The sequence below is a fragment of the Actinophytocola sp. genome (assembly GCF_045807065.1).
GTDB lineage: Bacteria > Actinomycetota > Actinomycetes > Mycobacteriales > Pseudonocardiaceae > Actinophytocola.
This window is the reverse complement of the sequence record NZ_JBJMIE010000449.1, coordinates 1-14,123: the sequence shown is the minus strand read 5'-3', so window position 1 is coordinate 14,123 and position 14,123 is coordinate 1. Positions and strand designations below refer to the sequence as shown.

Below are 14,123 nucleotides of genomic sequence, written 5' to 3'. Positions count from 1 at the left end.
GGACGCGGTGTTGGGCGTGGCGCGGCGGTGGAAGCATCAGCGGTTGCGGGTGTCACACGCGTTTCACTCCCATCGGATGGCGCCGATGCTGGACGAGTTCGCCGCCGTCGCCCGCGAGTTGACCTTCCGCCCGCCGGAGATCCCCATCATTTCCACCGTCACCGGCGACGTGTCCGATATCGCGGATGCGGAGTACTGGGTGCGGCAGGTGCGCGACACCGTGCGGTTCGCCGACAGTCTGCGGTATGCGGAAGAAGAGGGCGTCTCGACGTTCTTCGAGATCGGGCCGGACTCGACCTTCCCCGGCCTGATCCCCACACAGCACCGCAAGCGTCCCGCACCGCACGCACTGGCGACCGCGCTCGGCCACGCCTACGTTCGCGGCATCCCGCTGGACTGGCACGTCATCTTCCCCGACGCGCACACCATCCCGCTGCCCACCTACCCCTTCCAACGCACCCGCTACTGGCTCGACGCCACGGTGACCCCGCGGGCCGCCGTGGCGGCACCGACCACCACCGTGGTAGACGCGCCTGATCCCGACGAGGAGCGGTTGCTGCTGAAGCAGGTGCGTGCGCACACGGCAGCCGTCCTCGGGCACGCGTCCGCGGAGTCGGTACCCACCGAACACGCCTTCGCCGATCTCGGGTTCGACTCGCTCACCGCGGTCGAGCTACGCAGTCGGCTGAGCGCCGCGACCGGCCTGGCGCTCCCGACCACGGTCGTGTTCGACCACCCGAACCCGGCGGCGCTGGCCACCTACCTCCGCGACCGACTGCACGGCACGACGGGAACGGACCAGCCGACCCATGGCGTGGCCACCGCCTCCCACGAACCGGTGGCGATCGTCGGGATCGGGTGCCGGTTCCCCGGCGGGGTTCGGTCCCCGAGCGGTCTGTGGGACCTGGTGGCCGCCGGCGTCGACGCGGTGAGCGCCTTCCCCACCGATCGCGGCTGGGACCTGGACGGGTTGTACGACCCCGATCCGGACGTGCCGGGCACCAGCTACACCCGGCACGGCGGCTTCCTGTCCGGTGTCGCGGATTTCGACGCGGGGTTCTTCGGGATCTCGCCGCGTGAGGCGTTGGCGACGGATCCGCAGCAGCGGTTGCTGTTGGAGGTGTCGTGGGAGGCGTTCGAGCACGCGGGGTTGGATCCGTTGTCGTTGCGGGGCAGCCGGACCGGCGTGTTCACCGGCACCAGCGGCCAGGACTACGCGCAACTGCTCGCCGAGGAGCCCGGCCTGGAAGGACACGTGCTCATCGGGAACGCCGGCAGCATCCTGTCCGGCCGGTTGGCGTACACGTTCGGTCTCGAGGGTCCGGTTGTGACGGTGGATACGGCGTGTTCGTCGTCGTTGGTGGCGTTGCATGTGGCGGTCGGTGCGTTGCGGCGGGGTGAGTGTTCGTTGGCGTTGGCTGGTGGGGTGGCGGTGATGTCGACGCCGTCGGGGTTTGTGGAGTTTTCTCGGCAGCGTGGTTTGTCGGTGGATGGTCGTTGTCGGTCGTTCGCGGCCGCGGCGGAGGGCACCGGTTGGAGCGAGGGTGTGGGTGTTCTGGTGGTGGAGCGGTTGTCGGATGCGCGGCGGAACGGGCATCGGGTGCTGGCGGTGGTTCGTGGTTCGGCGGTGAATTCGGATGGGGCGTCGAATGGGTTGACGGCGCCGAGTGGTCCGGCGCAGGAGCGGGTGATCCGTGCCGCATTGGCGGATGCTGGGCTGTCGCCGAATGAGGTTGATGTGGTGGAGGCGCATGGTACGGGTACTCGGCTGGGTGATCCGATCGAGGCGCAGGCGATTTTGGCGACCTATGGGCAGGGTCGGGAGCGTCCGTTGTGGTTGGGGTCGTTGAAGTCCAACATCGGACATGCCCAGGCCGCCGCGGGAGTCGGTGGCGTGATCAAGATGGTTGAGGCGATGCGGCATGGGTTGTTGCCGCGGACGTTGCATGTGGATGCGCCGTCGTCGCATGTGGATTGGTCGTCTGGTGCGGTGTCGTTGTTGACCGAGCCGGTGGAGTGGTCGGGTGTGCGTCGTGCGGGGGTGTCGTCGTTTGGGATTAGTGGGACGAATGCGCATGTGATTTTGGAGGGGGTGCCTGAGGTGCCCCCGGTGGTGCGTCCGGAGGATTCGGGTGTGGTGGTGCCGTTGGTGGTGTCGGCGCGTTCGGAGGCGGCGTTGGTGCGGCAGGTCGAGATGGTGCGGTCGTTGGCTTCCGAGCATGATCCGGTGTATGTGGGTTTCTCGTTGGCGACTACGCGGGCGGCGTTGGAGTGTCGGGCGGCGGTGGTGGGTTCGGAGGTGGTTACGGGTTCGGTGGTGGAGGGCAAGGTGGGGTTTGTGTTTTCTGGTCAGGGTTCGCAGCGGCCGGGGATGGGTGCGGGGTTGCGGTGTTTCCCGGTGTTCGCCGATGCGTTCGATGAGGTGTGTGCCCAGTTCGGTGATCAGGTCGTTGATGATGTGCGGGTTGATCGGACGGAGTTCGCGCAGCCTGCGTTGTTTGCGTTTGAGGTGGCGTTGTTTCGGTTGTTGGTGTGTTGGGGGTTGCGGCCGGATTTTCTGGTGGGGCATTCGATCGGGGAGTTGGCTGCGGCGCATGTTGCTGGGGTGTTGTCGTTGTCGGATGCGTGTCGGTTGGTGTCGGTGCGTGCTCGGTTGATGCAGGCGTTGCCGTCTGGTGGGGTGATGGTTTCTGTGCGGGCTTCGGAGGCGGAGGTTGTCGAGCATTTGGTTGTTGGGGTGGATGTTGCGGCGGTGAATGGGCCGGAGTCGGTGGTGTTGTCTGGTGATGAGGACGCGGTGTTGGGCGTGGCGCGGCGGTGGAAGCATCAGCGGTTGCGGGTGTCGCATGCGTTTCATTCCCATCGGATGGAGCCGATGCTGGATGAGTTCGCCGCGGTGGCTCGCGAGTTGACCTTCCAGCCACCCGAGATCCCGATCATTTCCACCGTGACCGGTGACGTGTCCGAGGTCGCGGGTGCGGAGTACTGGGTGCGGCAGGCGCGGCACACGGTTCGCCTGGCGGACAGTCTGCGGTTCGCGGAGGAGCAGGGTGTCGCGACGTTCTTCGAGGTTGGGCCGGACTCGACGTTTCCTGATCTCATCCCGACCCAGCATCGGCGGCGTCCGCCGGTGGAGGCGCTGGCCGTCGCGCTCGGGCATGCCTTCGTTCGCGGCATCTCGCTGGACTGGTCTGCGATCTTCCCCGGCGCCCACACCATTCCGCTGCCCACCTACCCCTTCCAACGCAGCCGCTACTGGCCACGACAGGCCACTGCCGACGTTCCGACCTACCGCGTGCACTGGAAGCCCCTGGACGACCCGCGACGCACGCCGTTGACCGGCACCTGGCTGCTCGTCGTCCCCGCGGGCCGGCCCGCGCCGGACGTGGAGCTGGCACTGGCGGAGAAGGACATCGCCACCGAGACGCTCGTCGTCGCGCCCGGCGCCAGCGCGCGGACGTTGGCCGACGACCTGACCTCAAGAGCGGGCGTGAGCGGTGTGGTCTCCTTGCTGGGCACCGAAACCCTGCTGCTGCTGGACGCCAGGGAACGCGCGCGGCAGGACACGCCATTGTGGATCCTCACCCGGGGCGCGGTGGGCACCAGTCCCGACGACCCGCCGGCGAGCCCCGAGCAGGCCCAGCTGTGGGGGCTCGGCCGGACCATGGCGCTGGAGCACCCACGGTCGTGGGGCGGCCTGATCGACCTGCCGACGACCCTCGACGAGCCCGCCCGCGCGAGGTTCCGCGACGCGCTCGGCCACACCGAGGACCAGCTGGCGGTGCGACCCGAGGGCCTGTTCGTCCGCAGGCTGGTGCGGGCCGGCGACGCCAGTGGACCCGCCTGGCGCCCGAAGGGAACGGTGCTGATCACCGGCGGAACCGGTGCACTCGGGTCCCACCTGGCCAAGGCGCTGATCCGGGACGGCGCCGAGCACGTGGTGCTGACCAGCCGCAGTGGACCGGCCGCGGCCGGCGCGGCCGAGCTTCGGGCCGAACTCGGCGCGAAGATCACCGTCGAGGCCTGTGACGTCACCGACCGGGAGGCGATGGCCGCCCTGATCGACCGGTTCCGTCAGGCCGGGTCGCCGATCCGGGCGGTGGTGCACGCCGCCGGCGCGGCGCAGGACCCCGCCGAACGCACCGACCTCGGCGACTATGCGGCGATCGTCTCCGCCAAGGTCGACGGTGCCCTGCTGCTGGACGAACTGTTCGACGACGACCCACTCGACGCCTTCGTGCTGTTCTCCTCGATCGCCGCCGTGTGGGGCGGCGCCGGACAGGGTGCGTACGCGGCGGCGAACGCCGTGCTGGACGCCGTCGCCGAACGCCGCCGCGCCCGGGGCCGTGCCGCCACGTCGATCGCCTGGGGACCGTGGGCGGAGGGCGGGATGGCCGGCGGGGCCAACGCGGACGGGCTCCGCCGCCGCGGGCTGCTCGCGATGAGCCCACCGCGCGCGATCTCCGCGCTGTACCGGGTGGTGGGGTCCACCGACCCGACACCCGTGGTCGTCGACATCGCCTGGGACCGCTTCGCCCCCGGGTTCACCGTCCTGCGGCCGAGCCCGCTGCTCGCCGACCTGCCCGAGGTGCGCGCCGCGCTCGCCGCGCCGGCGACCCAGGCCGCGGGAGAGGCGAACTCGCTGGCCGCGCGGCTGGCCGGAGCGGGTGCGGGGGAACGGGACCGCATCGTGCTCGAGGTGGTCTGCCAGCAGGTCGCCGCCACGCTCGGCCACCCGAACCCGAACGGCATCGACCCGGAACGCGCCTTCCGGGAGCTGGGCTTCGACTCGCTCACGGCCGTCGACCTGCGCAACCGGCTCAGCGTGGCCACCGGCATGACGCTGCCGGCCACACTGGCCTTCGACTACCCGACACCGGCCGCGCTGGCCGACCACCTGCACGCCACCGTCAGCGCCACCGAAGGCGCCGGCACAGTCGGCGACCGCGCGCTGGCCAGCATCGAGGAGCTGGAGTCGATCCTGCCGAAGCTGAACGGCGACAACGCCGTCCGGGAACAGATCGGCCACCGGCTGCGCACGCTGCTCATGGCGTGCGTCCCCGCCGGCGGCGACCTCGCCGACGCGAGCGCCGACGAGCTGTTCGACCTGATCCGCGACGAGTTCGGCAAGTCCTAGGGAGCGGGCCGTGGCGAACGACGAAAGGCTGCTCGAGCACCTCAGGTGGATGACCGCGCAGCTGCGGCACACCCGCGACCGGCTCGCCGAGGTGGAGTCGGCACGCGACGAGCCGGTGGCGATCGTGTCGATGGCCTGCCGCTACCCCGGCGGGATCGGCACCCCGGAGCAGCTGTGGCAGCTCACGGTGGACGAGGTGGACGCGATCGGACCGTGCCCGCCGGGCCGCGGCTGGGACCTGCGGAGCCTCCACCACGCGGACCCGGACCACCCGGGAACGAGCTACGTCACGCAGGGCGGCTTTATGCCCGCGGCGGGCGAGTTCGACGCGGAGTTCTTCGGGATCAGCCCCCGCGAGGCCACCGCCATGGACCCGCAGCACCGGCTGCTGCTCGAAACCTCGTGGGAGGCGTTCGAACGCGCGGGCATCGACCCGGCGTCCGTCCGGGGCGAGGCGGTCGGCGTCTTCACCGGGACCAACGGGCAGGACTACAGCCCACGCGCCGACCGCGCCCCCGCCGACCTCGAAGGCCACCTGCTCACCGGCACCTCGGCCAGCGTCGCCTCCGGCCGGGTGGCGTACACGTTCGGCCTCCAGGGGCCGGCGGTGACGCTGGACACGGCGTGTTCGTCGTCGCTGGTCGCGTTGCACTGGGCGGTGCAGTCGGTGCGGCGTGGTGAGTGCACGATGGCGCTGGCCGGCGGCGCCACGGTGCTGTCCGGTCCCGCTCCCTTCGTCGAGTTCTCCCGGCAGCGCGGGTTGGCGCCGGACGGGCGGTGCAAGTCGTTCGCGGCGGCGGCCGACGGGACGGCGTGGGGCGAGGGAGTCGGCGTCCTCCTCGTGGAGAAGCTGTCGGACGCCCGGCGCCGCGGACATCCGGTGCTCGCGGTGGTGCGGGGCTCGGCGGTCAACTCCGACGGCGCGTCCAACGGCCTGACCGCGCCGAACGGACCGGCGCAGGAGCGGGTGATCCGTGCCGCGCTGGCGGCTGCCGGGCTGACGCCGGGCGAGGTCGACGCGGTCGAGGCGCACGGGACCGGGACGCCATTGGGCGATCCCATCGAGGCGCGGGCCGTCCTGGCCACCTACGGCCGGGACCGGGACCGTCCACTGTGGCTGGGGTCGATCAAGTCGAACATCGGGCACACCGCGGCCGCCGCCGGGGTCGCGGGCGTGATCAAGATGGTGCAGGCCATGCGGCACGGCACCCTGCCGCGGACGCTGCACGTGGACGAACCGACCCCCCGCGTGGACTGGTCGGCCGGCGCGGTGTCGCTGCTCACGAAGACCGTCCAGTGGCCCGACCTCGACCGCCCGCGCCGAACCGCGGTGTCGGCCTTCGGCATGAGCGGCACCAACGCCCACGTCATCCTGGAACAACCCACCGACGACCCCCCCGACGGCGACGAGTCCACCGACAGCGACGAGTCCACCGGCGGCGCACCCGACTCGGTGCCGTGGCTGCTCTCCGCGGGGACGCGGGAGGCACTGCGCGCACAGGCGGACGCCCTGCTGTCCATTGTGGACGACCACCGTCCCGCCGACGTCGGGTACTCGCTGCTGACCACGAGGGCGAGGTTGCGCCACCGCGCGGTGGTGTTCGACCGCGCCGGGTTGGCCGCGGTGGCCGCCGGCAGGGCCGGCAACCGGGTCGCCATGGGTGCGGTGTCCGGTCCGGCCAACCCGGTGTTCGTGTTCCCCGGCCAGGGCTCGCAGTGGCCCGGCATGGCGGTCGACCTCCTGGCGGAGGCCGACACCTTCGGCGCCCGGATGCGGGAGTGCGACGACGCGCTGCGGCCCCACCTGGGCTGGTCGGTGATCGACCTGCTGCGTGCCGGCGCCCCGGTCGAACGGGTCGACGTGGTGCAGCCGGTGCTCTTCGCGGTGATGGTGTCGCTGGCCGCGCTGTGGCGGTCCCACGGCGTCGAGCCGACCGCGGTGATCGGCCACTCGCAGGGCGAGATCGCGGCCGCCTGCGTCGCCGGCGCGTTGTCGCTGGACGACGCGGCTCGGGTCGCCGCGCTGCGCAGTCGCGAACTGTCCGCGCTGTCCGGTGCGGGCGGGATGGTCTCGGTGGCCGCGGCGCCGGACGAGCTCGACCTGACCCCCTGGGACGGTCGGATCGGTGTGGCCGCGGTGAACGGACCCGGCTCGGTGGTGGTCTCCGGCGAACCGGCCGCGTTGCGCGAGCTGGTCGCCCGGTGCGCCGCGGCCGGGGTGCGCACCTGGCAGATCCCGGTCGACTACGCCTCGCACTCCACGCAGGTGGAGCGGATCCGCGGCCGCCTGCTGGACGTGCTGTCCGGTATCCGGCCCCGGAAGGCCGAGGTCCCACTGCTCTCCACGGTGACCGGCGACTGGCTGGACACCACCGCGATGGACGCCGGCTACTGGTACCGCAACCTGCGGGAGCAGGTCCGCTTCGGGCCGGGCACCTCGACGCTGCTCGACCGGGGCCACCGGGTCTTCCTCGAGGTCAGCCCGCACCCGGTGCTGACGATGGCCATCGCCGCGACCATCGATCACAAAGCAGATGACACGGCGGCCGACGCGGTGGCGGTGGGCACGCTGCGCCGCGACCACGGTGACCTCGACCAGTTCCTCGCGTCCGCCGCCGAGGCGTACGTGCACGGCGCCGACGTGGACTGGTCGCCGGCGGTCGCCGGCGGCCGGCGGATCGACCTGCCCACCTATCCCTTCCAGCGGAAGTGGTACTGGATGCGGCCGGCACCCGTCGTCGCGCCGTCCACTGTGGACCAGTGGCGGTACCGGGTCACCTGGCGGCCCGTGCCGCAGGGCGACGGGCGGCTCACCGGGACCTGGCTCGTGGTCGGCGCCGGGCAGGACGACTTCCCCGCCGCACTGGAGAACCGCGGCGCCACGGCGGTGCCGGCGCAGGTGGGCGCGCTGCGTGCCGCCACCGCCGACCGGTCCGCGGTGGACGGTGTGGTCTGCCTGCTGGACACCCTGACCGACACCGTCGCACTGGTGCGGGAGCTCGGCGAGGTGGGCGTCACCGCCCCGCTGTGGCTGGTGACCCGCGGCGCGGTGGCGGTCGGCCCGGAGGACCCGCCGCCGGACCCGGAGTTGGCGCGGTTGTGGGGGCTGGGGCGGGTCGTCGGCCTGGAGCATCCCGACCGCTGGGGCGGTCTGCTCGACCTGCCGGCCGAACCCGACGAGCCGGCGTGGGCGCGGGTGTGCGCGGCGCTGGCCGGGCCGGAGGACCAGGTCGCCGTCCGCGGCGACGCCACCTTCGCCCGGCGCCTGGTGCGCGCTCCCGGCCACGCGGCCGCAACTCCTGCCTGGACACCCGGCGGGACGGTGCTGGTCACCGGCGGGACCGGGGCGATCGGCGGCCACGTGGCCCGGTGGCTGGCCCGCAACGGCGCCGGCCACCTGGTGCTGACCAGCCGGCGCGGGCCGGACGCCAGCGGTGCGCGCGAGCTGCGCGCCGAGCTGGAAGAACTCGGCGCGCGCGTCACCGTCCTCGCCTGCGACGTGGCCGACCGGGACGCGCTCGCCGCCGTGCTGGCCCAACACCCGCCGGACTCGGTGTTCCACGCGGCCGGCGTCGGTCAGCTCACCCCGCTCGCCGAGATGAGCGACGCCGAACTCGCCGGGGTGCTGCGGGCCAAGGCGCGGGGCGCGGCGAACCTCGACGACCTGCTGGCGCCCGGCTCGGTGGACGCGTTCGTGTTGTTCTCCTCCAACGCCGGGGTGTGGGGCAGCGGCGGGCAGGCCGGCTACGCCGCCGCCAACGCCTACCTGGACGCGTTGGCCGAGCGGCGCCGCGCCCGGGGCGAGCCGGCGACGTCGGTGGCGTGGGGTGCCTGGGCCGGCGACGGCATCGGTGCCCGGGACGGCGCTGCCGAGCACCTCGTCCGGCGTGGCGTGCGCCCGATGGACCCGGACCTCGCGATCAGCGCGCTGGCCGACGCGCTCGCCGCGGCCGAGACGACGCTGACGGTCGCCGACGTCGACTGGGAGGCGTTCGTCCCGGCGTTCACCTCGGCCCGGCCGAGCCCGCTGATCAGCGAGATCCCGGAGGTCGCCGACCTCCTCGGTGACCGGGAGGCCGCCGGCGACACCGCGCTGCTGGCCCGCCTGCGGGAACTGCCGCCGGCCGGCCGCGCCGAGCTATTGCTGGCGCTGGTGCGGGAGCAGGCCGCCGACGTGCTCGGGCACGACACCACCGAGGCGATCGAGCCGACGAGGGCGTTCCGGGAGCTGGGCTTCGAGTCGCTGACCGCGGTGCGGCTGCGCAACCAACTCGGCGTCGTGACCGGCCTGCGGCTACCGACCACCCTGGTGTTCGACCACCCCAACCCCGTCGCCGTCGCGGAGTTCCTGCGCGCCCGGCTGCTCGGCGAACCCGCCGCGACACCGACGTCCGCCGCCGCGGCGCCTGCCCCGGCCGACGAACCGATCGCCATCGTCGCGATGAGCTGCCGGTACCCCGGCGGCGTCGACTCACCGGAGGGGTTGTGGCGGCTGCTGGTCGACGAGGTGGACACGGTGTCCGCCGCCCCGACCGACCGGGGCTGGGACATCGACGACATCTACGACCCGGATCCCGACCAGCCCGGCACCACCTACGTCCGCGACGGTTCGTTCGTGCCGGACATCGGCCATTTCGACGCCGGCCTGTTCGGGATCTCGCCCAGGGAGGCCACGGCCATGGACCCGCAGCAGCGGGTGCTGCTCGAGGCGTCCTGGGAGGCGTTCGAGCGAGCCGGCATCGATCCGCTTTCCTTGCGGGGCACCGATACCGGTGTGTTCGTCGGCGCGTCGGCGCAGGGGTACGGGGCCGGCGCGCGGCAGGCCGCCGCCGACGCGGAGGGCTACTTCCTGACCGGTGGCGCCACGTCGGTGATCTCCGGCCGGGTCGCCTACACGTTCGGTCTGCAGGGGCCCGCGGTCACCGTGGACACCGCGTGTTCGTCCTCGTTGGTGGCGTTGCACTGGGCGGCGCAGGCGTTGCGGCGCGGCGAGTGCTCCCTGGCGCTGGCCGGCGGCGTGGCCGTGATGGTCAAGCCCACGGCGTTCGTGGAGTTCTCCCGGCAGCGTGGTCTGGCGCCGGACGGCAGGTGCAAGTCGTTCGCGGCGGCCGCGGACGGCACGGCGTGGGGCGAAGGCGTCGGCGTGCTGTTGGTGGAGAGGCTGTCCGACGCCCGCCGTCGCGGGCATCGGGTGCTGGCGGTGGTCCGCGGTTCGGCGGTCAACTCCGACGGTGCGTCGAACGGTCTCACGGCCCCGAACGGCCCGGCGCAGGAGCGGGTGATCCGGGCCGCACTGGATTCGGCCGGCCTGGCACCCGGCGAGGTGGACGCCGTCGAGGCGCACGGGACCGGCACCGCGTTGGGTGATCCCCTGGAGGCGCAGGCGATCCTGGCCACCTACGGGCAGAACCGGGACCGTCCACTGTGGCTGGGATCCGTCAAGTCGAACATCGGGCACACCGCGGCGGCGGCCGGTGTGGCCGGCGTGATCAAGATGGTTGAGGCGATGCGGCATGGGTTGTTGCCGCGGACGTTGCATGTGGATGTGCCGTCGCCGCATGTGGATTGGTCGTCTGGTGCGGTGTCGCTGTTGACCGAGCCAGTGGAGTGGTCGGGTGTGCGTCGTGCGGGGGTGTCGTCGTTTGGGATTAGTGGGACGAATGCGCATGTGATTTTGGAGGGGGTGTCTGAGGTGCCCCCGGTGGTGCGTTCGGGGGATTCGGATCTGGTGGTGCCGTTGGTGGTGTCGGCGCGTTCGGATGCGGCGTTGGCGCGGCAGGTCGAGATGGTGCGGTCGATCGTCGCGGATCCGGTGGATGTGGGTTTCTCGTTGGCGACGAGCCGGGCGGTGTTGGAGCGTCGGGCCGCGATTGTGGGTTCGGAGGTGATCACCGGTTCGGTGGTGGAGGGTAGGACCGCGTTTGTGTTCTCTGGTCAGGGTTCGCAGCGGCCGGGAATGGGTGCGGGGTTGCGGTGCTACCCGGTGTTCGCCGATGCGTTCGACGAGGTGTGTGCCCAGTTCGGTGACCAGGTTGTCGATGATGAGCGGGTTGATCGGACGGAGTTCGCGCAGCCTGCCTTGTTCGCGTTTCAGGTGGCGTTGTTCCGGTTGTTGGCGCATTGGGGTGTGCGGCCAGACGTCCTGGTGGGGCATTCGATCGGGGAGCTGTCCGCCGCGCACGTCGCCGGCGTGTTGTCGTTGCCGGACGCGTGTCGGTTGGTGTCGGCGCGTGCTCGGTTGATGCAGGCACTCCCGTCCGGTGGGGCGATGGTGGCGGTGCGCGCCACCGAAGCCGAGGTCGCCGAACATCTGCCTGCTGGGGTGGATGTCGCGGCGGTGAATGGGCCGGACTCGGTGGTGTTGTCCGGTGACGAGGACGCGGTGTTGGCTGTGGCGCGGCGGTGGAAGCATCAGCGGTTGCGGGTGTCGCATGCGTTTCATTCCCATCGGATGGAGCCGATGCTGGACGAGTTCGCCGCTGTCGCGCGTGAACTGGCTTTCCAGCCACCCGAGATCCCGATCATCTCGACGGTGACGGGTGTGGTGACGGAGGTCGGGGATGCGGAGTACTGGGTGCGGCAGGTGCGTGACACGGTGCGGTTCGCCGACAGTCTGCGGTACGCGGAAGAAGAGGGCGTCGCGACGTTCTTCGAGATCGGGCCGGACTCGACGTTTCCTGATCTCATCCCGACCCAGCACCGGCGGCGGCCGCCGCCGGAGGCGCTGGCCGTCGCGCTCGGGCATGCCTTCGTTCGCGGCATCCCGCTGGACTGGTCTGCGATCTACCCCGGCGCCCACACCATCCCACTGCCCACCTACCCCTTCCAACGCACCCGCTACTGGCTCGACACCACCACCGCCGGCGATCCCACCGACCTGGGGTTGCACCCCGCCGACCACCCCCTGCTGGGTGCCTCGGTGGCGCTCGCCGAGGACGGCGGCCTGCTCCTCACCGGCCGGCTGTCCCTGCGCACCCAGCCCTGGCTCGCCGACCACGCCATCAACGGCCAGGTCCTGTTCCCCGCCACCGCCTTCGTCGAGCTGGTCCACCACGCCGGCGGCGACGACCGGATCGAGGAGCTCACCCTGCACGCCCCGCTGCGCATCGACCAGCGGGACCCGGTGCTCCTGCAGGTCACCGTGTCCACAGCGGACGACGACGGGCGGCGTGCGGTGCGGGTGCACTCCCGGCGGGACGGCGGGACGACCTGGACCAGGCACGCGACCGGAACGCTCGCGCCACCCACGCGGCAGCCGGCCGCCGACCTGACCGACTGGCCACCGGCCGGCGCCACGCCCGTCGACGCGGCGGACCTGTACGCGACACTCACGGACCTGGGCTACGAGTACGGGCCGGCGTTCCGTGGACTCCGTGCCGCCTGGGCCGCCGGCGCCGTCGTCCACGCCGAGGTCGCGCTGCCCGACGACGTGGCGACCGGCGGGTTCGGGCTGCACCCCGCGCTCCTGGACGCGGCACTGCACGCCATGGGGCTCACCGCCATGGCCGACGACCGGCGCACCCGCGTGCCGTTCCTCTGGCGCGGCGTGACGTTGTACGCCGCCGGCGCCCGCACCCTGCGGGCCCGGCTCACCCCCATCGGCGACGACGAGGTCGGCGTCGAGCTGGCCGACACGACCGGCCGGCCCGTGGCCACCATCGACTCCATCCTGCTGCGCCCGGTGGCGGATCCCGGCCCCGCGACGGACGGGCTGCACCGGCTGGAGTGGCTACCGGTCGCGGCCGAACCGACCGAGGCCGACCTCGTCGACGTCGACGACCTCGCGGAGCTCGGCGACCGGGTGCCGGACGTGGTGCTCACCCGCATCACCGAGACCGACGTCCACGAGGCCACCGAGCGCACGCTCACGCTGCTCCAGACGTGGCTGCGGGACGAGCGCTGGGCCCGGTCCCGGCTCGCCGTCGTGACCCCCGACACGATCGCGGGAGCCGCCGTGGGGGGCATGGTGCGGTCGGCCCAGGCCGAGCACCCCGAGCGGTTCACCCTGATCGAGGCGGACGGGACCACCGAACGGCGGGACCTGCTGGCCGCGTTGGCCTCCGGTGAGCCACGGGTGCGGGCGGTCGCCGGTGAGCTGACCGCGCCGCGCATCGCACCCGTCGGCCCGGACGCCGCGCTCGCCCTCCCGGACACCGCGTACTGGCGGCTCGCGGCCGCCGACACCAACACACTCGACGACCTGGCGCTGGTGGCCGCGCCGCACGCCGACCTGGCCGAAGGACAGGTCCGCATCTCCGTCCGGGCGGCCGGGCTCAACTTCCGAGACGTCCTGATCGCCCTCGGCATGTACCCCGGCGCCGCCACGATCGGCAGCGAGGGCGCCGGCGTCGTGCTCGAGGTCGCCGACGGGGTCAGCGGGCTCGCCCCGGGCGACCGGGTCTTCGGCATGTTCGCCGACGCCGTCGGCCCGGTCGCGACCGCCGACCAGCGGATGATCGCGCCCATCCCGGCCGGGTGGTCGTTCGCGCGGGCCGCGTCGGTGCCGGTCGCGTTCCTCACCGCCTACTACGGGCTGGTCGACGTGGCCGGGATCCGGCCCGGCGAGTCGGTGCTGGTCCACGCGGCCGCGGGCGGGGTCGGCGCCGCGGCCGTGCAGCTCGCCGGACACCTCGGCGCGGAGGTGTTCGGCACCGCCAGCCCGGCGAAGTGGGACGCGCTGCGCGCACTCGGCCTCGACGAACGGCACGTCGCGTCCTCGCGCAACCTCGGCTTCGGCGAGCGGTTCCCGCGTGTCGACGTGGTGGTGAACTCCCTGACCGGGGAGTTCACGGACACGTCGCTGCGGTTGCTCGCCCCCGGCGGCCGGTGCGTCGAGTTGGGCAAGACCGACCTGCGCGATCCCGCCGAGGTCGCGCGCGTCCACCCGGGAGTGGCCTACCGGCCGTTCGACCTGGTGGACGTGACACCGGAGCGGATCGGCGAGATCCTGCGCGCGATCGTCGACCTGTTCGCCACCGGCGCGCTG

General features: G+C 72.4%; 2 protein-coding genes. Both read left to right on the top strand.

Going from position 1 to position 14,123, the window contains the following annotated elements; genetic code table 11:
• The first annotated feature begins 7 nt into the window (after positions 1-7).
• Positions 8-5,137, top strand: a complete 5,130-nt coding sequence (locus ACJ73U_RS26310; RefSeq protein ID WP_407780387.1) for an SDR family NAD(P)-dependent oxidoreductase — start codon at positions 8-10, stop codon at positions 5,135-5,137.
• A gap of 10 nt (positions 5,138-5,147) precedes the next feature.
• Positions 5,148-14,123: SDR family NAD(P)-dependent oxidoreductase (locus tag ACJ73U_RS26305; protein WP_407780386.1), on the top strand; the 8,976-nt coding region annotated here is incomplete at its 3' end.